Below are 25,777 nucleotides of genomic sequence, written 5' to 3'. Positions count from 1 at the left end.
TACGTAATTGTCGATTAGTCGTCATCTCGCGCCATGCCATTTAGAACAATATTATTGTAACTGACCATACCGATCACTTGACCATTTTCAATCACCGGCGCTCGGCTAATACCGAAACGTTCAAACAGACGAGCACAATATTTGACGTTCATCGTGGGATCCACTCCCAATGCGGGTTTGGTCATCACTTCATAAATATTAGTCCGTTCGCAGGAGCGGTTTTTCGCTAACACTTTTTTAGCAATATCATTCATCAATACAATGCCATATTCATCATCTTGATGACGTTTATTGACCACGAGGGCTTTAACTTGATTTTGCCGTGCTAAACGGATCCCCTCCTGCACTGTCGTTAAGCCATCAATAATGACGTAGTTGCCCGTCATTACATCGCGTACACGAATGATTTCTTGGGTTGTCATAATTCATCCTCTACCACTTTGGTTAACTGCTCAACTTGATGGGCAACACCAACAGCATCTTCGATATCTATTTGGACGGCAATGCCCTGCCCCGATGCTTGATCAAACTCACCGACTTCGCTGATGGTCTCTAATATTTGCCGAGCCAAATGCTCTTCAACCACAAACAGCAACACGTCTTTTTGCACCTCTAATGTCAGGCCAAAAAAGGTCCGTTTTTGGTTAAGTCCTTCGCCACGAGCGTTGTTGATCACCGTCGCCCCTGTCGCGCCCGCTTGACGCGCGGCATCAAGCACTTGTTCGGTTTTACTGTCTTCAACAAAGGCCAAAAGCAACTTAAAGCGCATTTTCTTTATCCTCTTGTTTAGGTTTATTCAACCATTGGGTTATCTGTGCGTAACCCATCACTGAAATGATCGGAAATAAGCTGGCAAATGCAATCAAGCCAAAGCCATCAATCATTGGATTTCGCCCCGGAACCGTAGAAGCAAGGCCAAGTCCAAGCGCGGCGACAAGCGGTACGGTCACCGTGGAAGTGGTCACACCGCCTGAGTCATAAGCTAATGGAATGATTAACTTGGGTGCGAAAAAAGTTTGAATGACGACCACGATATAGCCAAAGATGATGTAGTAATGAATCGGATCACCAACAACAATTCGATAGCTCCCCAGCGAAATACCAATCGCGACGCCCAGCGCAACAGCAATACGCAAACCATTAACCCGAATGCTGCCACCTGAAACCTGATTGGCTTTGATCGCCACAGCGATCAATGATGGCTCCGCAATGGTAGTACTGAAGCCTATACAAAACGCGAACAAATAAACCCAGTAGTAATCAATCCAGCTCAATGTCTCTTGGGCACTAATGCGAACTTGTTGCAGAAAATCTGGCGCGGTCAGTTGCGCTGCCATGGTTTCACCCAAAGGAAAGAGCGCCAACTCAAGGCCAAGCAAGAAAAGTGACAAACCTAAAATGACATAAAAAAAGCCCAATAGCACTTTGATGGGATTAGCGATAGGTCGGCGCAACACCGCAAATTGAAAGCCAAATAGAATCGTGGCAATAGGAATAACATCGCCAACGGTGTCGATAAAGGTATCCAGTAGCTGCACCATCATGCCACCACCATTCCAAAGACCATTACAAACATCATTGGCAGTAAAGAGGCAAATGCGATCAAGCCAAAGCCATCAATCATCGGATTTCGCCCTTTAATTGAAGAAGCCAAGCCCACACCTAATGCTGTAACTAATGGTACAGTAATGGTTGAGGTGGTCACCCCACCGGAGTCGTAAGCCACGCCAATAATACTTTCTGGTGCAAACGCGGTGAGAATCACCACACCGATATAACCACCAATAATCATGGTTTGGATTGGCCAGCCTTTGAGAATACGTAATACGCCTAACACAATAGCGATCCCAACCGATAATGCGACCGTTAGCCGCAAACCATTAGCGTAGTCCTCGCGGCTCGCCTCATCATTGATGATCATACCGCCCTCTGCGGCCACTTCTGCCGCTTCATCGGCAATGGCGGTTAAGGCAGGCTCTGCTACCGTCGTACCAAAGCCCAAGCAAAAAGCAAAAATCAACAACCAAAATACACTGCCTTTGCGGGCAAAAGCTTGCGCCATGGTCTCGCCAATAGGAAAGAGCCCCATCTCAAGCCCAAAAATAAAAAATGTCAGGCCAAGAACCACCAGTAATAAGCCGAATAAGATCGAGAGAAGATTGGGCAGTGGTTCTTGTAGTACCACTAACTGGAAAAAAGCAATTACAATAATGATTGGCATAAGATCACGAAAGCTGCCCAACATGGCGCGCAGTAACGCGCCTATTGCTTGCCTCACTTCCAGCATAATCTCACTCCATTGCTAACCCGTAGGCTATCTTGCCCACATCCTATCTTGCCAAAGCGCCTACTGATAGTATGTGACGGTTGCATCACCACTCATATAGGATGTAACAAAATGTGTATTCTGTGACTCCCTACACTTCCTGATTCGCCGTTGAAACGCGACAATTATCACGCACGCTCTGATCCGAGTGGCGAGGTTATCGCTATAATTACTCCAAGTGAGGAGAATGTAATGAAGATATTGATCACTGGCGGTACTGGATTCGTCGGCAGAGAATTGTTGAAACACTTAACGACCCATGAGGTGGTTCTGCTATCGCGCAACCTAGATAAAGCGAAGCAAACTCTCAGTCATGCTGATTTAGGCAATATTACCTATCTCTCCCACTTGGATGATCTGCATGATTTAAATGATTTTGATGCCGTGATTAATCTCGCCGGAGAGCCCATCGCCGACAAGCGTTGGAACAAAAAACAGAAACAAGCCATCTGCCAAAGTCGCTGGCAACTCACCGAACAAATTGTCAGTCTTATTCATGCAAGCACCACTCCGCCTAAAGTCTTCATCAGCGGCTCAGCAGTCGGCTACTATGGCGATCAACAACAGCATCCATTCGATGAAAGCTTGCATGTTCAAAGCAAAGGCTTTCCTCATTATGTTTGTGCAAAATGGGAAGAGATAGCCAATCGCGCGCGCTCAGAGGAGACTCGAGTATGCATCTTGAGAACCGGTGTGGTTTTAGGTTGTGACGGCGGCGCCTTAAGCAAAATGTTATTGCCCTATAAGCTCGGTGTTGGTGGCCCAATTGGACGAGGCAAACAATACCTACCTTGGATTCACATGTTAGATATGGTACGCGGTATACTCTATTTACTCGAGACTGAACATGCCCATGGGGAATTTAATTTTTGTGCTCCTCACCCCGTCACCAACCGTCATTTCAGCCGTACTTTAGCCCGAACGCTAAAACGCCCTCACCTGTTGTTTACCCCTAAATGGGCGCTGAAAATAATGATGGGAGAGCGCGCGGTGTTGCTCTTCGATAGCGTCCGAGCCAAGCCGAAAAAACTCACCGAGTTGGGCTTTCGTTTTAGCTACTCCAGAATTGAACCTGCACTAAAAAATTTATTACAACATCGCGACTAATCCTTTACTCTAGAGTGGCATATCGTCGCTTAAAGAGAAGGAATTCATGTCAAAAGCAGTACTGATCACCGGCTGTTCATCTGGAATTGGCTACGCCGCTGCCCATGCACTTCATCAACGGGGCTACCAGGTGATCGCATCTTGCCGCAAAGCTGAAGATGTAGAAAGGCTGCAAGCGGAAGGTCTAACTTGCCTTCAATTAGACTTGAGCGATTCAGCCAGTATTGATCTTGCAGTAACGCAAACATTGGCGCTCACCAATGGCCAGCTTTACGGTTTATTCAATAATGGCGCATATGGGCAACCCGGCGCACTCGAAGACTTACCGACCGACGCGCTGCGCGCACAATTTGAGAGTAACTTTTTTGGTTGGCATCAACTGGTTCAACACGTACTGCCAGTAATGCGTAAACAAGGCTATGGTCGTATCGTACAAAACAGTTCTGTACTTGGCTTTGCGGCAATGAAATACCGTGGTGCTTACAACGCCTCTAAATTCGCCCTTGAAGGTTGGAGTGACACCTTGCGCTTGGAGCTTGCCGATACCGAGATCAAAATTAGCTTAATTGAACCTGGCCCCATTGAAACCCGCTTTCGAGCCAATGCCTTAAAAGCCTTTCAGCACTGGATTGATATTGATGGCAGCGTTCATCAAACCGCCTATAAACAACAAATTCAACGACTCGAAAAGGAGGGCTCAAACAATGCTTTTGTACTGCCACCTGAAGCTTGTATCCCCCCATTGATTGATGCCCTTGAAGCACCACGGCCAAAGATCCGCTATCGAGTCACACGACCAACCAAGGTGTTTGCCATTTTAAAGCGCCTATTGCCCAGTCGATGGTTGGATAAAATTTTGCAAAAAGCCGCTTAATGTCATCAATACGTCACAATAGAAGCGCATGATTCACTGGTAACGTAGAAATACCCCATATTAATAAGCGTTTCATTCGGTGCCTGCAGATGTCATTAAATAAATTAAATTGGCTATGTGTGAGTGCTGTGCTAACTCTGTTTATCTTATTTTAAACACCTTCGCTGCACGTGCTGCCAATAAAAATGCCACTGAATTCAGTGGCGTTTTTGTTTTAGAGACTTGATATATACACTTCCTGCCCATACTGTTAGTAGCAATAGGCTCAGCCTAAGTGAATCAATACTAGCGCCCCCAGTACTTATAATTGGCAAGGATAAAGCAAATGCAATCACCTTTTATCGTCGAACTCAATCAGCAGAATTTTATGCCGGTTCTCGAAAGCTCTCGACAAACCCCTCTGCTTATCCACTTTTGGGCCCCTATGAGCCAAGAAAGCAGTGACATCATTCCTCAACTGCAACAGCTCGCTCAAAACTACAATGGTGCGTTTACGCTTGCACTGCTCAATTGTGAACAAGAACAAGGCATTGCTGCGCAATTTGGTGTTCAAGCTTTACCCACCATCGCCTTATTTTCTGAAGGCCAACCCGTGGATGGCATGGGTGGCCCCCAACCGATTAGTGCCATCGAAGAGATGCTTAACCGACACTTACCAAGTCAAGATGCGCTAACAATGAATCGCGCTCTTCAACTGGTCGCTGCAGGCGAGCATACTCAAGCGCTGCCACTACTAAAATCGCTCCCAGAAGAATTATTAGTAAAAGGAGAAGTGAAACTTGCGCTGGCCGCTTGCTACCTTGAAACTCAAGATTTCACTCTTGCTGCAGAACAACTGCAACATATTCCTCTCGAATACCAAGATAACGATTACAAGAGCCTTATTGCTAAATTAGAACTGCATAATCAGGCGGCGAATAGCCCTGAGATCCAATCTCTTGAGAGTGCCTTTGCCCAAGATCAGGACAATGCTAAGTTAGCACTGGATTTGGCATTGAACTACCATAACGTTAATCGTGATGAAGAAGCGCTCGAGCTGATCTGGCGCTTCATTGAAAAAAATCTCAATGCTCTCGACGGCGAAATGAAAAAGACCTTTATGGATATACTCAGTGCATTAGGTCAAGGAAACCCACTGGCTGCGCAATACCGTCGCCAGCTTTACTCTATCCTCTACTAATTACAGAGTAAAAATAGATTCATCTCATTGATAAGGCCGGATATTCCGGCCTTTGTTTTATCAAAATTAGAGGCATAGCTCTCATTTCTAGATTTGTCGCCGCTGGTTTAATAAGCAACAATGGTCACAATCATGAAATAAGGAAAATCAGTATGCCCATTGACTACTCTCTCATTACCACCGCTATTTTTGTTCTCGTTGTTATAGCCTTTGTTTACGCAGGTGTTAAAACCGTTCCTCAAGGTAACCACTGGACGGTAGAACGCTTTGGTCGTTATACCCACACACTCAAACCTGGCTTAAACTTCATCATTCCATTTATTGACAGCATTGGTCATAAGATCAACATGATGGAGCGCGTGCTTGATATCCCGGCACAAGAAGTGATCTCTCGCGATAACGCCAATGTCACCATTGATGCCGTCTGTTTTGTGCAAGCCATCGACGCAGCAAAAGCCGCTTATGAAGTTAACGACCTCGTTCATGCGATTCGTAATCTGACTCTAACCAATATGCGTACCGTACTCGGCTCAATGGAACTTGATGAGATGCTTAGCCAACGTGACCAGATTAACGTTAAACTATTGGCCATCGTTGATGAAGCGACTAACCCATGGGGGGTAAAAGTCACTCGTATCGAAATTAAAGATGTACAGCCGCCGGCAGATCTAACCGCAGCGATGAATGCGCAAATGAAAGCAGAACGTAATAAGCGTGCTGATATTCTTGAAGCTGAAGGGGTTCGCCAAGCGGAAATCCTCAAAGCAGAAGGTCATAAACAATCTGATATCCTGAAAGCAGAAGGCGCTAAACAAGCGGCGATCCTTCAAGCAGAAGCGCGTGAACGTGCCGCAGAAGCCGAAGCTCGAGCGACTGAGATGGTTTCTAACGCGATTGCACAAGGTGATATGCAAGCGGTGAATTACTTTATAGCTCAGGGCTACACTGAAGCCCTAAAAGCAATTGGCCAAGCAGAGAATGGCAAGATCATCATGCTACCACTCGAAGCGACGGGATTGATGGGGTCTGTAGCCGGTATTGCTGAAATGTTTAAACAGCAACCTGAAAAATAACCGCTCATATTGGTATAACGTTATTACATAGAGAAGTGCCGTGATTGAACTACTAGATACTTTTACCCACTGGCATTGGCTTGCTTTAGGTTTAGCCTTGTTGGCGGCGGAACTACTCGGTGCCGCAGGTTACTTGCTATGGCTTGGTATATCAGCACTGTTAGTCGGCCTGCTGCTTTCGTTGTTGCCACTTAGCTGGCAACTGCAATGGGTTTCTTTTGGGGCCTTTGCGCTAGTGACCACATGGCTGTGGTGGCGACGTCAGCTAAAACAAGATCAAGAAAGCGATGAATCGAGAACACTCAATCAAAAAGAGAAACAACTGGTTGGTCAAGTGATCACACTAGAGGAGGATATTCCAGCAGGGAAATCGCGTATTCGCGTTGCTGATACAACTTGGTCTGCATATTGTGAACAATCATTACCAGCGGGAACGGTGGTAAAAGTAATAGGAATTGATGGTATCACGCTGATCATTCAAGCCAATTAATTCGGCATTAACCAATAAAAAGGGGCTAAAAGCCCCTTTTTATTTACAAATGTATCAATAAAGAACCATTCTACTCATCTTTTAAAGCAAAAAACTAATTTCATAGCTAAATATCTAATCAATCATAAGTTTCAGTTATTTGTTGCAGAAAAATATCATTTTTTTTTGATCTTTATCGATCTTGTTTCATACTAAAACTATCTCAGGAATTTGAGATAACTCGCAAAAATAAGGGGATTTATTATGAAAACTGTTATTGCTCTATTTTGTACTGCGCTACTGTCATTTTCTGTATTTGCTGGCGGAGCTGCCACCGAACGCGGTCCTTGGGTGGATTGTACCTACCAAGATGGCTCAATGGATTATATCCCGAGCGGTGTTTGTAAAGAACGAGGCGGCGTTTTGTCGACTAACCAATACTAATAAACTATGAACGCTGACAAGAAAAAAGGCTCTAATACCAAGTGGTATTAGAGCCTTTTTACTCGAATTTTTATTGACTGATAAGCCAAGCAAGAATTTGTTTTCTATCTTCTACCTTAGCTTCTGCATACCAATAACTAAGCATATTCAATGCTTGAGAACCTTCAATGGGAGTTACCTTATCCATTGAGCGATTTTCAAATGCCCAGCTAACAAATTGTTCATTTTCTGCCGGTGTTGCCTTATCCATCCAGTATTCAATCATGGACGCAGGCTCTAGTTCGCCAGTTTTAACTGTCACGACTTTCACTGCTGGTGCAGTTGCTACTACCGCGGCATCAACTTGCGCCACACTAGTCTCGGCATTATTCCCCATAGTTACACCATGTGCTTTGTTATAATGGGCAAGATCCTTACTATAGTCACGCATTAGACCATCGCCAGCAGGTAGTCGATCAATCGTGAAATCAATATTATTGCCACCTTCATCGACCAGCTTTACTTTCGGGTTTTTGTTAAATTCAATTCCTTCGCTTTCACGCAATACACGCATATCAGGTTCTAAGCGGAGATCGATATCTTCTGCATTAAAACTTAACACAAACGCATGCGAGTTAAATTTTTCTCTTTCTCCACCATTACTTTCAATCAATTTGGCCATGCGGAAAACAATTTGGTTTGTACCATTGTCTAACGTTTGAGCCGAAGTTGAAAATAGGCTATATCCCAGCTCTTCACCATCAATAATGATTGGTGAGAGATCGCGATGGAAGTTTAGTCCAACTTCTGCATGTGGAGCGAATGAAGTAGTCATTACACCAATAGCCAACAAGGTTTTCATTACCTTCATTTATAATCTCCTGATAAGAAAAACGAGCACTCGAATGAGTGCTCGTACAATTTAAGACAGTTAGACTAGCTTATAAGACTGAGCTTAGAAGTAGTACTCTGCACCCAATAGGATGTTCGTTGCGTCACCCGCTTTCTCGTCTTTACCTGCTTCTTCAGCTGGCATGTCGTAGTTACGGATATCCATGTATAGGTAAGAGCTTGGTAGCAAGTAACCTAGACGTGCAGTGATTGCTGTTGCTGAATCATCGTAGCCGCCGTTAGCAGTTTTAGATGTAGCTGCGTAACCACCTTTAAGAACCCATTTACCATCAATTACGTACTGAGCTGTTGCAGAGTAAGCATCTTGATCGTTCTTTTTACCTACAAGGTCATTTTTCATGTGTTTGTATGCAGCTGTTAGCGTTAGGTCGCCTAGGTACAAGCTACCACCAACGATTGCGTAAGAAACATCACCCGCTTTTTTAGTTGATGCTTCAGTAGCATCGATCACACCATAACACTGGTCGCTACCAGCTTTGTCTGCGTCTGCAATTGCAGCACAAGTCGCTAGGTCTTTATTAAAGCCCCAAGATGCGCCAGTCGCCGCAACTTTAGCATCGTACTCGCTTTGGCCGTAGTAACCAGCATGTACACTGAACATTTCACGAGTGAAAGATGTACCTAAGCTGTAAACCATCGCTTCGTTCGTTGCATCCATACCACTTAGTGTAGCTTGGAAGTTAAAGCCACCCCATGTTGCAGAGTCAAAACGGATGTTGTCGTTTGCACGATCTTGGTAAGAAGCACCAATTTTGTTGTGCCAATCGAATACGTTACCTAGACCTGGGTTTGAGTGTGGCCAATCGACGTAGTTGTATGCAGCAACAAGTTGACGACCGAATTTGATTGAACCAACGCCGTCGAAATCAAAACCGAAGTAAGTGTCACGACCACCGAAAGAACCTAGACCATCGTTGTTACCGCCACGGTTCCAAGCATTGCCTGTTTCCATTTGGTAAATGAAGTTAGGCTCAAAGTTATCAAACTCTACAGTACCACGAACACCTAGACGAGATTCGATCTCAACTACCGTGTTGCTATCACCCACTTCAGGGTTGTTTAGCTGAAGGCTACCAGCCGCTTGACCGTAAAACTGTACTGCTTGACCGTTTAGCTCAATTGCTGCGTTTGCTGTACCAGCCATTGCTGCTGAAGCAACTGCCGCACATACAAGAGTGCGTTTGAAAAATTTGTCCATGGAAAAAACTCCTAAAAAATGGGATATAGCTGTTTTCATTTCATCTCCCTTAAGTTTGGCCGCCGAAGGAAGAAGATAATTCTTATAAAATCTCAATTACGGTTTAGAATAATTTTTGATTTTAAAGTTACTGCATACACCGTGTGTATCCATGTCCCCTAGACTAACTTCGCAACAAAAAACATCAATCAGAACTTAATTTCTTTATAAAAAAATATGAGCTAACACATACTTTTTCAAAAGTAGTGATCTCGATCTCACTCATTATTTGAACTTTACAAACCTTCATTAAATAACTTTAAAAACAATAAGTTAAACAAAACCACCACCATAACAACTTGAAGTGTGTCGCACTACCCAAGGCTCTTTGAATTGTGTTATTTTTTGTTTGATCATTGTCACGGTTCTTTATTTGAAGATTATTTCTCACAAATAAAAGGATTAAATTTTTTTTCAAAAAAAAAAAAACGCTCTACCACTAGTGGTAGAGCGTTTTTTAGATAAATTTAGTTACATTAAGTTGATTAAATCTTGCTCGGTTTGTACCTCTATACCCAACTCTTGCGCTTTAGCTAATTTAGAACCCGCATTTTCACCAACAAATAGGATATCGGTTTTTTTCGACACGCTACCGGCCACTTTGGCACCTAAATTCTGCAATGCTGCTTTTGCATCGCTACGCGACAATTGTGACAGTGACCCCGTTAGCACCACGGTTTTACCGGCTAACGGTTGCGGCACACTTTCATCACGCTCTTCAATAGCTGGCCAATCAATCCCCTGCTGCTGCAATTCAGTGATCACTTGCTGGTTATTCTCTTGGGCGAAGAAAGCGGTCACATGACTTGCCACAATCACGCCAACATCTTGCACTTCGATCAACTGCTCATGTGTGGCAGCCATTACCGCGTCCAATGATTTAAAGTGCATGGCAAGGTTCGCTGCCGTCGCCTCGCCCACTTCACGAATACCGAGTGAGTATAAAAAGCGAGGTAATGTGGTTTGTTTAGATTTGACTAATGCATCAACGACATTCTGCGCCGATTTAGGCCCCATACGATCTAAAACCGTAATCACGCCGGCACTGAGCTTAAACAGATCAGCCGGAGTGGCAACCATCTCTTTATCGACCAGTTGTTCGATAACCTTTTCACCTAGGCCATCCACATCAAGCGCTTTGCGTGAGACAAAGTGCTTAAGCGCCTCTTTACGCTGCGCCTGACAAACTAAACCGCCAGTACAGCGCGCGACTGCTTCACCTTCGACACGCTCAACCGCTGAGTGACATACTGGGCATTGTGCGGGGAAGACAATTTCACGCGCAGAATCAGGGCGACGATCCAGCACCACTGACACCACCTGCGGGATCACATCACCGGCACGGCGGATAATCACGCTATCACCAATCTTCACCGCTAAACGAGCAATTTCATCGGCGTTATGTAACGTGGCATTACTCACGGTCACACCACCAACAAAAATCGGCTCTAGTTTCGCGACCGGCGTGATCGCGCCAGTTCGACCGACTTGAAACTCTACGTCATTTAGAGTGGTGATTTCTTCTTGCGCCGGAAATTTATAAGCAATCGCCCAGCGTGGCGCGCGGGCAACAAAACCAAGACGCTCTTGCAAAGTCACGTCATCAACTTTAATCACGACACCATCAATCTCGTACGCCAGCGCATCACGGCGAGTCAAGATATCGTGATAATAGGCCTTTACGTCTTCTAAAGAATTAACCAGCTTTGTTTCCGGGCACATTGGCAGGCCCCAGTTTTTCAATTGCAAAAAGCGTTGGTAATGACTCAAGGACAATGGTTCGCCTTCCACCACACCGACACTGTAGGCATAAAAGCTCAGTGGACGAGTTGCGGTAATGCGTGAATCTAACTGACGTAAACTGCCTGCCGCAGCGTTACGTGGGTTAACAAACGGTTTTTCACCTTTTTTGAGAGCGTTTTGGTTTAACTTGTCAAAGCCAGCCTTAGGCATAAACACTTCGCCACGCACTTCAATGCGATTAGGCCAACCTTCACCGCGTAGTTTCAAAGGAATCGCACTGATGGTTCTGACATTTTCAGTCACGTTTTCACCGGTTGCGCCATCACCACGCGTGGCGGCTTGTACCAAAACACCATCGACATAGAGCAAGCTTATTGCCAAGCCATCTAATTTAGGCTCGCAGCAAAACAAATCGAAACGCGCTGCGGGTAGGCGGTCAGCCATTCTTTTATGAAAGCTTTCCAGTTCACCATCATCAAAAGCGTTATCCAACGACAGCATTGGAATTTCATGCGCGACCGATTCGAATCCATCAAGCGGTTTGCCGCCAACACGCTGACTCGGCGAGTCAATCGTCACTAAATCTGGGTGTTGCGCTTCAATATCGAGCAGTTCTCGCATCAGGCGATCATATTCTGCATCTGGGATCTCAGGGCTGTCTTCTACGTAGTAACGAACGGCATGGTAATGAAGCGTTTCGCGTAGTTGTTCGAGTTTTTGTTGGATTTCTGTCGACATAATTTACTCAATGTTCGAAAGGCAATAAAACGAATGGACGGAGTATGACCGCCCGATTTGAGATTCTCAAGTAATACCCAATAGCGATCATCATTTGGCGCGAAAACTCAGAATGAAGATACCAGTAATAAAGAGATTAAAAACAAAAAGGCTCCTATTGAGGAGCCTTAAATTTCAATTCAATACTTAGCCTTGCTGCACGGCCTTAAATTTCTTAATTTGTGCTCGGTAAGCATCTAAACGATTGGGCGTCATTAGATTACGCGCATCATCCAGCACATTCGCACCAAGGTCATCAGCAATTTGCTGTGCGGTTCTAAGCATCAACTTGAAGTTCTGATCAGCATCGCCAAAGCACGGCAAGGTCATAAAGAAAGAGATACCTTTGGTGGTAAAGAGCGCGGGATCATCATGTTTTAACGTTCCCGGTTGCATCATATTTGCGACACTAAATAACACTTTACCCGTCCCCGACAAATCCGCATGGCGATGGAAAATATCCATTTCACCATACAGTAAGCCATTTTGCTGCATGCTATCAAATAGCTTAGTGCCTACAAATGCTTGCTCACCAGTACAATGGACATTGAGGACAATGACATCCATTTCCGGCTCAGCATCAGGCTCACTAGGGCTTTCATCTTTGTCGCTTGTTTCTAACTGAACATCTTCAGGCTGTTTCGTCTCAGCCACATCTAATGCTTTCTCTTCAAATGGTGCTGTTTTGACTTGTTCGCTATCGACACGAGAAAAAGCAGAAGTTGGCTGAACACTCTCTTGCACCTGTTGCGATTTATCATGCAAAGGTTCAACCACCACCGTTTCAGCAACCGCAGACATAGAGGGCAAATCATCAGCAATAGAATAGGCAGGCGTTTGGCGTTCAGCACTGCTGACATCGATGCGGTCTAACTCGGTCTTCGCGTTGACACGCTGATCATCCGCCTCAAGGTAATCATTAACTAACGGATCAACTAAAGGATCGCTAGCCAGCGGATCAATCTCGAGAGGTTCCATCGATAGATCAGGTTCCTTGCGCTCTTTACGAATAATGTCAAAGTCGTCTTCTGGAGCAAAGCCTCGTTCTGCACTGCGATCAGCGATGTCTTCGCTTCCCACTTCGAGCTTCCCTAATGGCTTGTCACCAAATTTAGACTTACCTTCTTTTTTACTCGTCCACAGACCGTGAAATAGCAACGCGGCAATGGCTAGCGCGCCCACCACGATAAGTACGAATCGCAATTCCTGCATTTTTTGCTCTCATTTGCTTAGCCAAAGCGTTATTGTTACCCAAGCTAAGTTTATTAAAACGGTTAACGACCAACTCTACCAAAACTCACTAGGGTTTTAGAACAAATTAATGTGAGAAGTTCCCTCAATGTTGTGATTTTGGACACGCTTCTTTCTTGTTATTATAGAAAGTGCTCATTTTCCACCCAAAACTGTCACTATACAAAAAATAACGATGCAAAAAGTAACTATGAATAACAACACCACACCTCGCTCCGGTTTCGGCTACTTCTTTTACGGCTTCGAGATTGCCCTAAGTGCAGAAATACGTCGCTTTGTCATCTTGCCGCTATTGGCCAATATTGTTTTGGTTGGTGGTGCTCTGTTTTATCTTTTTTCTCATCTTGATGCATGGATATCATCTTGGATGGGACAATTGCCCGAGTTCCTTTCATGGCTAAGCTATCTGCTTTGGCCACTATTAGTTCTCACTATCTTAGCGACGTTTTCCTATTTTTTTAGCACGCTGGCTAATTTTATTGCCGCACCATTTAACGGTTTACTGGCAGAAAAAGTAGAAGAGCACCTGACTGGGCAAAAAATCAATGACGACGGTTTCCTGAGCGTGATAAAAGACACGCCACGAGTCCTAGCGCGCGAATGGCGTAAATTGGTTTACGTATTACCAAAGGCGATTGGACTTTTTTTGCTGCTGCTTATCCCTGCTTTAGGCCAAACTATTGGGCCAATTCTTTGGTTTGTTTTCACCGCGTGGATTCTGGCGATTCAATATTGTGACTATCCATTTGATAATCATAAAATCTGCTTTAACGACATGCGTTACAATTTGAAACAAAAACAAGGAAAGGCGTACGGTTTCGGCGTGCTAGTCAGCATTTTTACCACCATTCCTATTCTGAATTTGATTGTAATGCCTATTGCCGTCTGTGGCGCAACGGCGATGTGGGTGGCAGAGTTCAAAAAGTAGTCGTCAGGGAGCTCACTGCTCCCTGCTATTTTCTTTGCGAGTACCTTCAAGTTAATAAGATATAACTTTTTAATCCTTCTCTAGAATTTTTTACTGTCCTAATCTCTACCACACAAAATAAACAAATAGGGTTGCGCGGTATCCTGACTTTTTCGGTATCCGAGCAAGACGCTAACTAATGAAGGACCATACCATGAGCAAGATTTATGAAGACAACTCACTAACTGTTGGTAACACTCCACTTGTACGTTTAAACAAAGTTAGCAAAGGTAATGTACTTGCTAAAATTGAAGCGCGTAACCCAAGCTTCAGCGTAAAGTGCCGTATCGGCGCCAACATGATTTGGGATGCAGAAAAGAAAGGCACACTTAAACCAGGTGTTGAACTGGTTGAGCCAACTAGTGGTAACACAGGTATCGCACTCGCTTTCGTTGCTGCCGCTCGTGGTTACAAGCTTACGTTAACCATGCCAGAATCAATGAGCCTTGAGCGTCGTAAACTGCTGAAAGCACTAGGGGCTAACCTAGAGCTGACTGAAGCGGCGAAAGGCATGAAAGGTGCAATTGCTAAAGCAGAAGAAATTGTTGCAAGCAACCCTGAAAAATACCTACTGCTACAGCAATTCAACAACCCAGCAAACCCAGAGATCCATGAAAAAACCACAGGTCCTGAGATTTGGGATGCAACCGACGGTGAAGTCGATGTCATCGTAGCCGGTGTTGGAACTGGCGGTACGATTACGGGTACCAGCCGTTATATCAAGGGCGAGAAAGGTAAAGCAATCACCTCAGTAGCAGTCGAGCCAGCAGAATCGCCTGTGATTGCCCAAGTGCTTGCCGGTGACGATATTCAACCGGCACCGCATAAAATCCAAGGTATCGGTGCTGGATTTATTCCAGGTAACCTTGATTTGGAGCTGCTAGACCGTGTTGAAGCCGTGACTTCAGATGAAGCAATTGAAATGGCTCAACGTCTAATGGAAGAAGAAGGCATCCTTGCTGGCATCTCTTCTGGCGCAGCGGTGGTTGCCGCCAACAGAATTGCAGAACTACCTGAATTTGCAGGAAAAACTATCGTCGTAGTATTACCAAGTTCTGGTGAGCGTTACCTAAGTACCGCGCTATTTGCCGGCCTCTTTACTGAAAAAGAGAACCAACAGTAATACGTATCCAAATCAAATTTTCGTTTAAAAAAGCCCCATACAGGGGCTTTTTTGTTGATCCTCGCCACACCTTTGGTAATATCAGCCATGTTTTATTTTTGGCTTCAAAATAATATTGCCAAAACAGTATTTAAGCGGTAATGATCGGTATTCAATGTTTCAGTCGTTACTGCAATATTTGTAACCTGTATCAGTTTCAACACAAAATGATGGCTCGTTTCATAGAAGCGACTTTCATAAACCGTTAAGCTAAACCAGGTTAATAAACTATCTATAATATAAATTAATTGGGGTATACAAAATGTACGAGAAGCAAGTTGAAATCACTGCAGAAAATGGTCTTCACACTCGTCCTGCTGCACAATTCGTAAAAGAAGCTAAAGCTTTTGATGCGGACATCACTGTGACTTCAAACGGTAAAAGCGCTAGCGCAAAAAGCCTTTTCAAACTACAAACTCTTGGCCTAGTAAAAGGCACTGTAGTTAAAATTTCTGCTGAAGGCCCACAAGCACAACAAGCTGTTGACCACCTAGTTGCCCTAATGGACCAACTACACTAATCCGGTCTCCTATTTTCGAAGCCATTTTGTGAAAACAAAATGGCTTTGTTGGAAATAGGGCAAAAGATAAGCTAAACATAATCGTTAGCGCATCCATATTTCTCCCGTTTAAAGTTGACCAATTTAAGGTAAGGCTATGATTTCAGGCATCCTAGCATCTCCTGGTATTGCTATTGGTAAAGCACTACTACTTCAAGAAGATGAAATTGTACTAAATACAAACTCGATCACAGACGATCAAGTAGAAGCAGAAGTTGCGCGTTTCTTTGACGCTCGCGACAAATCCTCAGCTCAGCTTGAAACCATCAAGCAAAAAGCACTTGAAACCTTCGGTGAAGAAAAAGAAGCGATCTTTGAAGGTCACATCATGCTTCTTGAAGACGAAGAGCTAGAAGAAGAAATCCTAGCACTAATCAAAAAAGACAAAATGTCTGCTGATAACGCGATCTACACCGTTATCGAAGAACAAGCATGTGCACTAGAGTCTCTAGACGACGAATACCTAAAAGAGCGCGCGACTGATATTCGCGATATCGGCTCTCGTTTCGTTAAAAATGCTCTCGGCATCAACATCGTATCGCTAAGCGATATCGATCAAGAAGTTATCCTAGTTGCTTACGACCTAACGCCATCAGAAACAGCACAAATCAACCTAGACTACGTATTAGGTTTCGCATGTGACATCGGCGGTCGTACTTCTCACACTTCAATCATGGCTCGTTCTCTTGAGCTTCCAGCGATCGTTGGTACTAACGACATCACGAAGAAAGTTAAGAATGGTGACATGCTAATTCTTGACGCGATGAACAACAAAATCGTTGTAAATCCTTCTGACGCTCAAATTGAAGAAGCAAAAGCCGTTAAAGCCGCTTTTATTGCTGAAAAAGAAGAACTAGCAAAACTTAAAGATCTACACGCTGAAACGACTGACGGTCACCGCGTTGAAGTTTGCGGTAACATCGGTACAGTTAAAGACTGTGACGGTATCATCCGTAACGGTGGTGAAGGTGTTGGTCTGTACCGTACTGAATTCCTATTTATGGATCGTACTGCACTTCCTACTGAAGAAGAACAGTACCAAGCTTACAAAGAAGTTGCAGAAGCAATGGAAGGTCAAGCGGTTATCATCCGTACTATGGACATCGGCGGCGACAAAGATCTTCCATACATGGATCTACCAAAAGAGATGAACCCGTTCCTAGGCTGGCGTGCAGTACGTATCAGCTTGGATCGTCGTGAAATCCTTCGTGACCAACTACGTGGTATCCTACGTGCATCAGCACACGGCACACTGCGTATCATGTTCCCAATGATCATCTCTGTTGAAGAAATTCGTGAGCTTAAAAAAGCGATCGAAGAATACAAAGCAGAGCTTCGTGCAGAAGGCCTAGCGTTTGACGAAAACATCGAAATCGGTGTAATGGTTGAAACACCAGCAGCTGCAGCAATCGCACACCACCTAGCGAAGGAAGTGGCTTTCTTCTCTATCGGTACTAACGATTTAACTCAGTACACACTCGCGGTTGACCGTGGTAACGAGATGATTTCTCATCTTTACAACCCACTATCACCAGCAGTACTAACGGTTATCAAGCAAGTTATCGATGCGTCTCACGCGGAAGGTAAATGGACTGGTATGTGTGGTGAACTTGCAGGTGATGAGCGCGCAACACTACTTCTACTAGGTATGGGTCTAGATGAGTTCTCAATGAGCGGCATCTCTATCCCAGCGGTTAAGAAAGTGATCCGTAACTCTAACTTCGCAGAAGTTAAAGCCATGGCAGAAGAAGCGCTTTCTCTACCAACAGCAGCAGAAATTGAAGCTGTTGTAGAAAAATTCATTGCAGAAAAAAGCAAGTAATCTGCATAGCCAATCTAAAACTGAAAGTGAAAGTGGTCATGCCGTTAGCTGAAAAACACAGCTTACGGTGATGAATTCATCAAGTGATTACTTTCATGACGCCTTATTAGGTTACCGAATAGACGGCTAAAAGTGTTCGTCTATTCGATTAGATTGGTATACTATATTTCGAAAGAATAAAACTAAACGTTAGGAGCATGACACAATGGGTCTGTTTGATAAACTTAAGAAGCTAGTATCTGATGACAGCGCTGACGCTGGTGCAATCGAAATCATCGCACCTCTATCAGGCGAAATCGTAAACATCGAAGATGTGCCAGATGTAGTATTCGCAGAGAAAATCGTTGGTGACGGTATTGCTATCAAGCCTACTGGCGACAAGATGGTAGCTCCTGTAAACGGCACTATCGGTAAGATCTTCGAAACTAACCACGCATTCTCTATCGAATCAGACGACGGCGTTGAGCTATTCGTTCACTTCGGTATCGACACTGTTGAGCTTAAAGGCGAAGGCTTCAAGCGTATCGCTGAAGAAGGCCAAACGGTTAAAGCTGGCGACACAGTAATTGAATTCGATCTAGCTCTTCTAGAAGAGAAAGCGAAGTCAACTCTGACTCCAGTAGTTATCTCTAACATGGACGAGATCAAAGAGCTGAACAAGCTTTCTGGTGCTGTAACTGTTGGTGAAACTCCAGTACTACGTGTAACTAAGTAATTTCTACTTAGCTAAACGAAAAAACGCTGCCCTTGAGCAGCGTTTTTTGTATCTGGCATTTAAAACTATCTATTGGATAGCCGCGCCTATTTTAAACCCAGCGCATACTTCAGCACTTGCTGCTTAATCGGCCCTGTCTTATCGGCCAACTTTAAGGCAGCATTACGCAATAACTTTAGTGGCGCAATGTCATTACTAAAAGTTTTGTAGAAAAAATCCATTCCCGACTGCATTAATAAATTATCGCCACGGCGATTGCGCTCGTAAGTCTTGAGTAAGTCAGCCGAAATAGACTGCCCTTCCAGCACATTCAATAATGCCGCGACATCCTTAAAACCAAGGTTAACCCCTTGCCCTGCTAACGGGTTGATTGTATGGGCAGAATCCCCGACTAAAATACAGCGATTGTTTACGTATTGCTGCGCATGACGACGAGTTAACGGAAATGAACCATGCTGCAACACTTTAATGTGGCCAAGCTCCGCCGGGAAATACGCCATCACCTCTTCACCAAGCTGTTCATTACTCATCGCACCAAGCTGTTTGATTCGCTTTGGTGAATCATACCAAACCAACGATGCTTGCTGACCGCACAGAGGTAAAAACGATCGTGGGCCTGATGGATTAAATTGCTGCCAAGTAATATCTTGCTGCTCATCTTCCGTTGCGACATTGATCAGCATGCAGTGTTGACGATAATCCCATGCCGTCACACCAATACTGGCAAAGTCACGCACTTTTGAATTCGCACCGTCTGCGCCTACAACCCATTCAGCACATAACGTGCTACCTGAAGTTAAGGTGATTTGTACATCATCCCCAAACGTCAAAGAGGCTAAAGAGTCCGGGCAAATAACCGTGAGGTTCGGATACTGGTCAAATTGATGCCATAAACCAAGTTGAATCACCCGATTTTCAACAATATAGCCCAGTTGTTCTAAACCTAGCTCATCAGTGTTAAAGCGAGTTCGACACTCGGGGTGTTCCCACGTTTCGAGACGACGATATGGGCAAACGCGCATTTGTTCTATCGTTTGCCATGCGCCCAAGTGTTGCAGAATATCAACCGAGTGATGGGAAATTGCCGACACACGAATGTCCATCGCCTGCTCATCAGTATAAGCATCAGGCTGATGCCCTTCGATCAGAACCACTTGTCTGCCTTGCTTAGCAAAACCCAATGCGACAGCCGCACCAACCATGCCGCCACCAATCACTGCAATATCGAACTTATTCATTTTCTGTGCGTCATCATCTTGATTTGTGAGTGAATTTTTATTGTACGGATTGATTACGAAAATGTAACTAAAAACCTCAACTCGACCAAGGGTAAAGCCCTTGTAAAATCAAGCATTGACTCATTTGGCGACAACACTAGTCAGGTGCTTTTTAAAGCAGTACAATACGCCGCTTACCGCCGTGACGGCGGCTATAATTTGAATGAACAGTGGTCAATAAAGACTGCCAGTTCAACGATTTTTAAGATTTAACACGAGCGAAAGTGAGATGAGTAAGAAACTGCTAATTAAAACTTGGGGTTGCCAGATGAACGAATACGATTCATCAAAAATGGCCGACCTGCTTAACGCTGCAAATGGCTATGAGCTAACAGAAGACCCTGATGAAGCAGATGTACTTCTACTTAACACCTGTTCGATCCGTGAAAAAGCGCAGGAAAAAGTGTTCCACCAGCTTGGTCGTTGGAAAACACTAAAAGATAAAAAAGCTGGTGTTGTGATTGGTGTCGGTGGCTGTGTTGCCACTCAAGAAGGCGACCACATTCGCCAACGTGCACCCTTTGTTGACGTAATTTTTGGTCCACAAACTCTGCACCGCCTGCCACAAATGATCCAGCAGTCGCAAACTAACGAAGCGCCTGTCATGGACATTTCGTTCCCTGAGATTGAAAAATTCGACAATCTACCTGAGCCTCGTGCAGAAGGGGCAACAGCATTCGTTTCAATCATGGAAGGCTGTTCTAAATACTGTACTTACTGCGTAGTGCCATACACTCGTGGTGAAGAAGTAAGCCGCCCAATGGATGACGTTTTATACGAAATCGCGCAGCTTGCAGAGCAAGGCGTACGTGAAGTCAACCTTCTAGGCCAGAACGTAAACGCATACCGTGGTCCAATGCATGACGGCGAAATTTGTTCGTTTGCTGAATTGCTGCGTCTTGTTGCCTCAATCGATGGTATCGACCGCGTGCGCTTTACCACTAGCCACCCGCTTGAGTTTACTGATGACATCATTGCCGTCTACGAAGATACACCTGAACTAGTGAGCTTCTTGCACCTACCAGTGCAAAGCGGTAGTGACCGCGTATTGACGATGATGAAACGTCCGCACACGGCTATCGAATACAAATCGATTATCCGTAAACTGCGTAAAGCGCGTCCTGACATCCAAATCAGTTCAGACTTTATCGTTGGCTTCCCTGGCGAGTCAGACAAAGACTTCCAAGACACCATGAAGCTAATCAAAGAAGTTGATTTTGATATGAGTTTCAGCTTTATCTTCTCTCCTCGCCCTGGTACACCGGCGGCAGATTACCCATGTGATCTTGCGGAAGAAGTAAAGAAAGAGCGTCTATACGAACTTCAACAAACCATCAACGCGCAAGCGATGCGCTACTCTCGCCTAATGCTAGGTACTGAGCAACGCGTACTGGTTGAAGGCCCATCGAAGAAAAACCTAATGGAGCTTCGCGCGCGTACTGAAAATAACCGAGTTGTGAACTTCGAAGGTAATGCGGAGCTGATCGGTCAATTCGTTGATGTTAAAATCGTTGATGTCATGACTAACTCACTACGTGGTGAGCTAGTTCGCACAGAAAAAGACATGGATCTTCGTAATCTAATTTCGCCAACACAAATGATGGCAAATACACGTCGCGAAGACGAGCTAGGTGTCGCCACCTTTACGCCATAGGTTGGTACATACCGCTCGAATTCGATACTGATTGGATTCGATAAACCGGTATCAAGACCTAAGAGAGCTGATCGCTATCAGCTCTCTACCTATTGGCCACAATGAGAGGTAACTTTGAGCAATAAAATTGTCACGCTAGAGATCGATCTAGAACCTGCCGATAATCACCGTTTAGCCAGCCTTTGCGGACCATTCGATGACAACATCAAGCACTTAGAACGCCGTTTAGGTGTCGAAATTAGCTACCGAGGCAACTTCTTCACCATCGTGGGTAAACCTCACACCTCTGCTGCTGCGCTTGAAATCATTAAAACGCTTTACGTTAATACCGCCCCTGTTCGTGGCAATATTCCTGATATTGAACCAGAAGAGATCCACCTTGCAATTAAAGAAACCGGCATTCTTGAGCAAGACACTGAGTCCAATATCGACTATGGCAAAGAAGTTTTCATCAAAACCAAAAAAGGTGTGATCAAACCGCGCACCGCCAATCAAGCTCAATACTTGGTTAACATGGTCACCCATGACATTACTTTTGGTATTGGTCCTGCGGGAACAGGCAAAACCTATCTTGCGGTTGCCGCAGCCGTTGATGCGCTAGAGCGCCAAGAAGTGCGCCGTATTCTACTGACTCGCCCGGCGGTTGAAGCTGGTGAAAAACTGGGTTTCTTACCAGGTGATTTGAGCCAAAAAGTCGATCCTTATCTGCGCCCACTTTACGATGCGTTATTCGAAATGCTTGGCTTTGAAAAAGTCGAAAAGCTAATCGAACGTAACGTTATCGAAGTCGCGCCACTCGCTTATATGCGCGGTCGCACCTTAAATGATGCGTTTATCATTCTCGATGAAAGCCAAAACACCACCGTTGAACAAATGAAAATGTTCTTAACGCGTATTGGTTTTAACTCACGCGCAGTGATTACTGGTGACGTCACCCAAATCGACTTACCACGTGGTGCTCGCTCTGGCTTGCGCCATGCCATTGAAGTGTTAAACGAAGTAGAAGAAATCAGTTTCAACTTCTTCCAAGCTGATGACGTCGTGCGCCATCCAGTGGTCGCTCGCATCGTTAACGCGTATGAGAAGTGGGAAACCCAAGATCAAAAAGCACGTAAAGAGATTGAACAACGTCGTCGCGAAGAACGTGAAGATAAGTTGTTAGAAGCACAAAAAGCGGAGCTATTAGCCCCTGCTACGGAGAATAAACAGTAATGGCGATCGAACTGGATCTGCAACTGGCGGTCGAAGATGAACAGGGCTTACCTTGTTTTGATGACATTCATCTTTGGTTAAGCAAAGCCATTTCATTATTTCAGCCTGATGCTGAAGTCACCGTACGCATTGTTGATGAACAAGAGAGTCATCAGCTGAACTTAGAGTATCGTGGCAAAGATAAACCAACCAACGTACTCTCGTTCCCATTTGAAGTGCCAGAAGGCATGGAAATGAACCTGCTGGGCGATCTAATCATCTGTCGACAAGTTGTTGAACAAGAAGCAGTTGAACAAGATAAGCCTGCTTTGGCACATTGGGCTCATATGGTTGTACATGGCAGCTTGCATCTGCTAGGTTATGATCATATCGAAGACGATGAAGCTGAAGAGATGGAATCGCTCGAAACTGAGATTATGCAAACGATGGGTTACCAAGACCCGTACATTGCAGAAAAAGAGTAATTGAATTGCTCTAATGATGAAGGTTAAACGCGCTTAATCGCCCAGTTTGACTTTCCTACGTGTGCTATCACACATCTGATAGCGTTATGTAATTGAGACACAATGAACGAAGATAATTCGCCCTCATCTCTAGAAGGTAAGAAAGAAAAATCAGAAGGTCCGAGTAGAAAGTCCTTCTTTGTACGCCTAGGTCAACTATTCCAAGGTGATCTTAAAGATCGCCAAGAGCTTGTGGATGTTATCCGCGACTCAGAAGAAAATGATCTTATTGACCACGATACCCGCGACATGCTCGAAGGTGTTATGGAAATAGCCGAAATGCGAGTGCGTGATATTATGATCCCACGCTCGCAAATGGTCACAGTGGAGCGCACTGACGATCTTGACGCACTGGTTGCGTTGATCACTGATGCTCAACACTCTCGCTACCCTGTTATTAGCGAAGACAAAGACCATGTGGAAGGCATCCTACTCGCGAAGGACTTACTCAAATACCTAGGTTCTGACAGTGCAGAGTTCAACATTGAACAAGTGATTCGCCCTGCAGTTGTTGTTCCTGAAAGCAAACGTGTAGACCGACTGCTCAAAGAATTCCGTGAAGAGCGCTATCATATGGCGATCGTAGTCGATGAATTTGGTGGCGTGTCCGGCCTAGTGACTATCGAAGACATCCTAGAAGAAATCGTTGGCGACATCGAAGACGAGTTCGACGATGAGGAAGAATTGGATATTCGTCAGCTAAGCAAACACACGTATGCTGTCAAAGCCCTCACCACTATTGAAGAGTTCAATGAAACCTTCGGCACTTCGTTCAGTGATGAAGAAGTCGATACCGTAGGTGGTTTGGTAATGACGACATTCGGTCATTTACCATCGCGAGGTGAAGTTGTAGAGATTGATCATTACAGCTTTAAAGTCACCGCAGCCGATAACCGTCGTGTTATTCAACTGCAAGTGACTGTGCCTGACGACGAGCCATCACCGCAACCTATTGAAGAGTAATCGACACTTCTTCTAAATAAGATAATAACGATGATTAGTAAGCTAGTTCATCGCCTCAAGCGGCCCGTAGGGGCCGCTTTTGTTGGCGCCTTAACAACATTTGCATTCACACCCTACCAACTGTGGCCTTTAGCGATTCTGAGTGTCGTGGCGCTGCTGTGGCTTCTCGATGGCCAAAGTACCAAAAAAGCCATCGTCATCGGTTTTGCTTGGGGTGTCGGCCAGTTTGCTACCGGTATCAGCTGGGTTCACGTCAGCATCGACAATTTTGGTGGCATGCCAAAAATTGCCAGCCTGTTTTTGATGTTCTTATTGGTCAGCTATCTGGCGATTTACCCTGCGCTCTTTGCGGGCCTGCTTAATCGTTTTGCCGCAAAAAGTGACCGTCTGCGCTTTTTACTTATTGCTCCAGCACTATGGCTCATTTGTGACTGGTTACGCGGTTGGGTAATGACTGGTTTTCCATGGTTGTGGCTTGGCTACAGCCAAATAGATTCTCCTCTCGCCAGCTTTGCTCCACTTGGTGGGGTTGAACTGATCACCTTGCTTATCGTCATCAGTGGCAGCGCTATCGCTTATACACTGATCCATAAACAGTGGTCGATGCTGGTGATACCCGCGATCATCGTGGCGACCGGTTTTGGGTTACGTAATATTAACTGGGTTACACCCAACCCAGAGAGCACGACTAAATTTGCTCTTATTCAAGGCAATATCGAACAAGCACTCAAATGGCAACCGAGTCAGCGCTGGCCGACCATCATGAAATATGTCGACCTAACCCGACAGAATTGGGATGCCGATATTATCATTTGGCCAGAAGCCGCAATTCCAGCATTCGAGTTTGAGATCAGCTCGTTCTTATCCAATTTGGATAGCACCGCCAAAGCAAATCATAGTGCGGTGATCACCGGAGTGGTCAACCAAGATAGCAATCGTCAGTTCTACAACAGTATTCTGTCTCTCGGCGAAACCAACTATGGTGACTACAGCTACGACCTAGAAAAGCGTTACCATAAACATCACCTACTACCATTTGGTGAATTTGTGCCATTTGAAGCTTTGCTGCGTCCGCTAGCACCATTCTTTAATTTGCCGATGTCATCGTTTAGCCGCGGTGATTACGTGCAAAACAATATTGATGCCAACGGCAAGCAGTTAGCACCAGCGCTTTGCTACGAGATTATTTTTGGTGAGCAAGTGCGTGCCAATATCACTGATGACACCGACTTTATTCTAACCCTATCCAATGATGCATGGTTTGGTCGTTCCATTGGCCCACTGCAACATATGGAAATAGCTCGTATGCGTGCGCTCGAGTTCGGTAAGCCTGTGATTCGTTCAACCAATAATGGCGTCACAGCCGTTACCGACTACAAAGGGCAAATTACTGCACAAATTCCACAATTCGAAACTGGCGTATTGCGCGCTAGCGTTGTCTCAACCAACGGACAAACGCCATACCATGCAGTAGGCTCGTGGCCATTGTATCTTTGGGTACTACTGTGTCTCGCGGTTGGTCTCTATCGCCGTCGTAAACACTAAAAAAAACAGGGCGTCTGATGAGTCCT

25 protein-coding genes are annotated in these 25,777 nt (G+C 44.9%); 16 read left to right on the top strand and 9 right to left on the bottom strand.

The features are described from left to right. Positions 1-14: 14 nt before the first annotated feature. Genes RH86_RS16530 through RH86_RS16515 form a run of 4 tightly spaced genes read right to left on the bottom strand, consistent with a single transcriptional unit; the run spans position 15 to position 2,287 of the window. Positions 15-422 (bottom strand): CBS domain-containing protein, encoded by a 408-nt coding sequence (locus RH86_RS16530; RefSeq protein ID WP_005593552.1) that lies wholly within the window; start codon positions 420-422, stop codon positions 15-17. Beyond that, on the bottom strand, positions 419-769 hold the full coding sequence (locus RH86_RS16525; RefSeq protein WP_009387377.1) for a P-II family nitrogen regulator: 351 nt from the start codon (positions 767-769) through the stop codon (positions 419-421). Before RH86_RS16525 ends, RH86_RS16530 begins: the two co-directional genes overlap by 4 nt. Then, on the bottom strand, positions 759-1,544 hold the full coding sequence (locus tag RH86_RS16520; protein WP_009387375.1) for a DUF1538 domain-containing protein: 786 nt from the start codon (positions 1,542-1,544) through the stop codon (positions 759-761). Before RH86_RS16520 ends, RH86_RS16525 begins: the two co-directional genes overlap by 11 nt. Then, on the bottom strand, positions 1,541-2,287 hold the full coding sequence (locus tag RH86_RS16515; protein ID WP_009387374.1) for a DUF1538 domain-containing protein: 747 nt from the start codon (positions 2,285-2,287) through the stop codon (positions 1,541-1,543). Before RH86_RS16515 ends, RH86_RS16520 begins: the two co-directional genes overlap by 4 nt. A gap of 231 nt (positions 2,288-2,518) precedes the next feature. On the opposite strand from RH86_RS16515, the gene RH86_RS16510 reads away from it, so the two are divergent. The 6 genes from RH86_RS16510 to RH86_RS16485 all read left to right on the top strand — a co-directional run bounded on the left by RH86_RS16510 (position 2,519) and on the right by RH86_RS16485 (position 7,473). Next, on the top strand, positions 2,519-3,433 hold the full coding sequence (locus RH86_RS16510; RefSeq protein WP_009387368.1) for a TIGR01777 family oxidoreductase: 915 nt from the start codon (positions 2,519-2,521) through the stop codon (positions 3,431-3,433). Between the two features lie 46 nt (positions 3,434-3,479). Beyond that, complete coding sequence (locus RH86_RS16505) at positions 3,480-4,307, top strand: SDR family oxidoreductase (protein ID WP_009387367.1); 828 nt, start codon at positions 3,480-3,482, stop codon at positions 4,305-4,307. Between the two features lie 325 nt (positions 4,308-4,632). Continuing rightward, positions 4,633-5,487 (top strand): co-chaperone YbbN, encoded by an 855-nt coding sequence (locus RH86_RS16500; RefSeq protein ID WP_009387366.1) that lies wholly within the window; start codon positions 4,633-4,635, stop codon positions 5,485-5,487. Between the two features lie 152 nt (positions 5,488-5,639). Continuing rightward, complete coding sequence (locus RH86_RS16495; RefSeq protein ID WP_009387365.1) at positions 5,640-6,560, top strand: SPFH domain-containing protein; 921 nt, start codon at positions 5,640-5,642, stop codon at positions 6,558-6,560. A 40-nt stretch (positions 6,561-6,600) separates the two neighbouring features. Then, complete coding sequence (locus RH86_RS16490; protein WP_009387363.1) at positions 6,601-7,050, top strand: NfeD family protein; 450 nt, start codon at positions 6,601-6,603, stop codon at positions 7,048-7,050. Between the two features lie 243 nt (positions 7,051-7,293). Next, entirely contained in the window at positions 7,294-7,473 is a 180-nt protein-coding gene (locus RH86_RS16485; RefSeq protein ID WP_009387360.1) for a hypothetical protein, read from the top strand. A gap of 70 nt (positions 7,474-7,543) precedes the next feature. On the opposite strand, the gene RH86_RS16480 is transcribed toward RH86_RS16485, so the two are convergent. The 4 genes from RH86_RS16480 to zipA form a co-directional block, all read right to left on the bottom strand. Continuing rightward, positions 7,544-8,323 carry a DUF2057 family protein gene (locus RH86_RS16480; RefSeq protein WP_009387359.1) on the bottom strand — a complete coding sequence of 260 codons (780 nt, stop codon included), beginning with the start codon at positions 8,321-8,323 and terminating at the stop codon, positions 7,544-7,546. 84 nt (positions 8,324-8,407) lie between these two features. Then, on the bottom strand, positions 8,408-9,562 hold the full coding sequence (locus tag RH86_RS16475; protein WP_009387358.1) for a porin: 1,155 nt from the start codon (positions 9,560-9,562) through the stop codon (positions 8,408-8,410). Between the two features lie 510 nt (positions 9,563-10,072). Continuing rightward, the gene (ligA, locus tag RH86_RS16470) at positions 10,073-12,082 is read right to left on the bottom strand and encodes an NAD-dependent DNA ligase LigA (RefSeq protein ID WP_009387357.1); all 2,010 of its coding nucleotides are present in this window, start codon (positions 12,080-12,082) and stop codon (positions 10,073-10,075) included. A gap of 186 nt (positions 12,083-12,268) precedes the next feature. Next, positions 12,269-13,333: a cell division protein ZipA gene (gene zipA, locus RH86_RS16465; protein WP_009387356.1), complete on the bottom strand. Its 1,065-nt coding sequence runs from the start codon at positions 13,331-13,333 to the stop codon at positions 12,269-12,271. Positions 13,334-13,562: 229 nt separating this feature from the next. Between zipA and cysZ the strand changes: the two genes are divergently transcribed. The 5 genes from cysZ (at position 13,563) to crr (ending at position 18,597) form a co-directional block, all read left to right on the top strand. Further along, a complete protein-coding gene (gene cysZ / locus RH86_RS16460; protein WP_411572012.1) occupies positions 13,563-14,300 on the top strand; it encodes a sulfate transporter CysZ in 738 nt (245 codons plus the stop codon). Positions 14,301-14,493: 193 nt separating this feature from the next. Beyond that, positions 14,494-15,462 (top strand): cysteine synthase A, encoded by a 969-nt coding sequence (cysK, locus tag RH86_RS16455; protein ID WP_009387354.1) that lies wholly within the window; start codon positions 14,494-14,496, stop codon positions 15,460-15,462. Positions 15,463-15,763: 301 nt separating this feature from the next. After that, positions 15,764-16,021, top strand: a complete 258-nt coding sequence (locus RH86_RS16450) for an HPr family phosphocarrier protein (protein ID WP_005593570.1) — start codon at positions 15,764-15,766, stop codon at positions 16,019-16,021. Between the two features lie 136 nt (positions 16,022-16,157). Beyond that, a complete protein-coding gene (gene ptsI, locus RH86_RS16445; RefSeq protein ID WP_005593571.1) occupies positions 16,158-17,882 on the top strand; it encodes a phosphoenolpyruvate-protein phosphotransferase PtsI in 1,725 nt (574 codons plus the stop codon). 205 nt (positions 17,883-18,087) lie between these two features. Further along, positions 18,088-18,597, top strand: a complete 510-nt coding sequence (crr, locus tag RH86_RS16440; protein ID WP_006711301.1) for a PTS glucose transporter subunit IIA — start codon at positions 18,088-18,090, stop codon at positions 18,595-18,597. An 86-nt stretch (positions 18,598-18,683) separates the two neighbouring features. On the opposite strand, the gene RH86_RS16435 is transcribed toward crr, so the two are convergent. Then, positions 18,684-19,835 carry a 2-octaprenyl-3-methyl-6-methoxy-1,4-benzoquinol hydroxylase gene (locus RH86_RS16435; protein ID WP_009387353.1) on the bottom strand — a complete coding sequence of 384 codons (1,152 nt, stop codon included), beginning with the start codon at positions 19,833-19,835 and terminating at the stop codon, positions 18,684-18,686. 268 nt (positions 19,836-20,103) lie between these two features. On the opposite strand from RH86_RS16435, the gene miaB reads away from it, so the two are divergent. The 5 genes from miaB to lnt all read left to right on the top strand — a co-directional run bounded on the left by miaB (position 20,104) and on the right by lnt (position 25,751). Next, on the top strand, positions 20,104-21,528 hold the full coding sequence (miaB, locus tag RH86_RS16430) for a tRNA (N6-isopentenyl adenosine(37)-C2)-methylthiotransferase MiaB (RefSeq protein ID WP_005593575.1): 1,425 nt from the start codon (positions 20,104-20,106) through the stop codon (positions 21,526-21,528). Between the two features lie 114 nt (positions 21,529-21,642). Next, complete coding sequence (locus tag RH86_RS16425) at positions 21,643-22,740, top strand: PhoH family protein (RefSeq protein ID WP_009387352.1); 1,098 nt, start codon at positions 21,643-21,645, stop codon at positions 22,738-22,740. After that, on the top strand, positions 22,740-23,204 hold the full coding sequence (ybeY, locus tag RH86_RS16420; protein ID WP_005593578.1) for an rRNA maturation RNase YbeY: 465 nt from the start codon (positions 22,740-22,742) through the stop codon (positions 23,202-23,204). Before RH86_RS16425 ends, ybeY begins: the two co-directional genes overlap by 1 nt. 102 nt (positions 23,205-23,306) lie before the next feature. Beyond that, on the top strand, positions 23,307-24,206 hold the full coding sequence (gene corC, locus RH86_RS16415; protein WP_005593579.1) for a CNNM family magnesium/cobalt transport protein CorC: 900 nt from the start codon (positions 23,307-23,309) through the stop codon (positions 24,204-24,206). A 30-nt stretch (positions 24,207-24,236) separates the two neighbouring features. After that, complete coding sequence (lnt, locus tag RH86_RS16410; RefSeq protein WP_009387350.1) at positions 24,237-25,751, top strand: apolipoprotein N-acyltransferase; 1,515 nt, start codon at positions 24,237-24,239, stop codon at positions 25,749-25,751. The last annotated feature ends 26 nt before the right edge of the window (positions 25,752-25,777 follow it).

Source organism: Vibrio sp. N418 (genome assembly GCF_000222565.1).
Lineage (GTDB): Bacteria > Pseudomonadota > Gammaproteobacteria > Enterobacterales > Vibrionaceae > Vibrio > Vibrio scophthalmi.
The sequence above is the reverse complement of the archived record's forward strand: the minus strand, read 5'-3'. Positions and strand labels throughout refer to the sequence as shown.

Excerpts from the sequence above, each read along its gene's own strand:
- cysK (WP_009387354.1), top strand. The coding sequence starts at position 14,494 with ATGAGCAAGATTTATGAAGACAACTCACTAACTGTTGGTAACACTCCA.
- zipA (WP_009387356.1), bottom strand. The coding sequence starts at position 13,333 with ATGCAGGAATTGCGATTCGTACTTATCGTGGTGGGCGCGCTAGCCATT.
- RH86_RS16495 (WP_009387365.1), top strand. The coding sequence starts at position 5,640 with ATGCCCATTGACTACTCTCTCATTACCACCGCTATTTTTGTTCTCGTT.
- RH86_RS16530 (WP_005593552.1), bottom strand. The coding sequence starts at position 422 with ATGACAACCCAAGAAATCATTCGTGTACGCGATGTAATGACGGGCAAC.
- RH86_RS16485 (WP_009387360.1), top strand. The coding sequence starts at position 7,294 with ATGAAAACTGTTATTGCTCTATTTTGTACTGCGCTACTGTCATTTTCT.
- RH86_RS16505 (WP_009387367.1), top strand. The coding sequence starts at position 3,480 with ATGTCAAAAGCAGTACTGATCACCGGCTGTTCATCTGGAATTGGCTAC.
- RH86_RS16500 (WP_009387366.1), top strand. The coding sequence starts at position 4,633 with ATGCAATCACCTTTTATCGTCGAACTCAATCAGCAGAATTTTATGCCG.
- miaB (WP_005593575.1), top strand. The coding sequence starts at position 20,104 with ATGAGTAAGAAACTGCTAATTAAAACTTGGGGTTGCCAGATGAACGAA.
- RH86_RS16435 (WP_009387353.1), bottom strand. The coding sequence starts at position 19,835 with ATGAATAAGTTCGATATTGCAGTGATTGGTGGCGGCATGGTTGGTGCG.
- ligA (WP_009387357.1), bottom strand. The coding sequence starts at position 12,082 with ATGTCGACAGAAATCCAACAAAAACTCGAACAACTACGCGAAACGCTT.
- ptsI (WP_005593571.1), top strand. The coding sequence starts at position 16,158 with ATGATTTCAGGCATCCTAGCATCTCCTGGTATTGCTATTGGTAAAGCA.
- RH86_RS16515 (WP_009387374.1), bottom strand. The coding sequence starts at position 2,287 with ATGCTGGAAGTGAGGCAAGCAATAGGCGCGTTACTGCGCGCCATGTTG.
- RH86_RS16475 (WP_009387358.1), bottom strand. The coding sequence starts at position 9,562 with ATGGACAAATTTTTCAAACGCACTCTTGTATGTGCGGCAGTTGCTTCA.
- RH86_RS16450 (WP_005593570.1), top strand. The coding sequence starts at position 15,764 with ATGTACGAGAAGCAAGTTGAAATCACTGCAGAAAATGGTCTTCACACT.
- crr (WP_006711301.1), top strand. The coding sequence starts at position 18,088 with ATGGGTCTGTTTGATAAACTTAAGAAGCTAGTATCTGATGACAGCGCT.
- RH86_RS16480 (WP_009387359.1), bottom strand. The coding sequence starts at position 8,323 with ATGAAGGTAATGAAAACCTTGTTGGCTATTGGTGTAATGACTACTTCA.
- RH86_RS16510 (WP_009387368.1), top strand. The coding sequence starts at position 2,519 with ATGAAGATATTGATCACTGGCGGTACTGGATTCGTCGGCAGAGAATTG.
- RH86_RS16525 (WP_009387377.1), bottom strand. The coding sequence starts at position 769 with ATGCGCTTTAAGTTGCTTTTGGCCTTTGTTGAAGACAGTAAAACCGAA.
- cysZ (WP_411572012.1), top strand. The coding sequence starts at position 13,563 with ATGAATAACAACACCACACCTCGCTCCGGTTTCGGCTACTTCTTTTAC.
- ybeY (WP_005593578.1), top strand. The coding sequence starts at position 22,740 with ATGGCGATCGAACTGGATCTGCAACTGGCGGTCGAAGATGAACAGGGC.
- lnt (WP_009387350.1), top strand. The coding sequence starts at position 24,237 with ATGATTAGTAAGCTAGTTCATCGCCTCAAGCGGCCCGTAGGGGCCGCT.
- corC (WP_005593579.1), top strand. The coding sequence starts at position 23,307 with ATGAACGAAGATAATTCGCCCTCATCTCTAGAAGGTAAGAAAGAAAAA.
- RH86_RS16520 (WP_009387375.1), bottom strand. The coding sequence starts at position 1,544 with ATGATGGTGCAGCTACTGGATACCTTTATCGACACCGTTGGCGATGTT.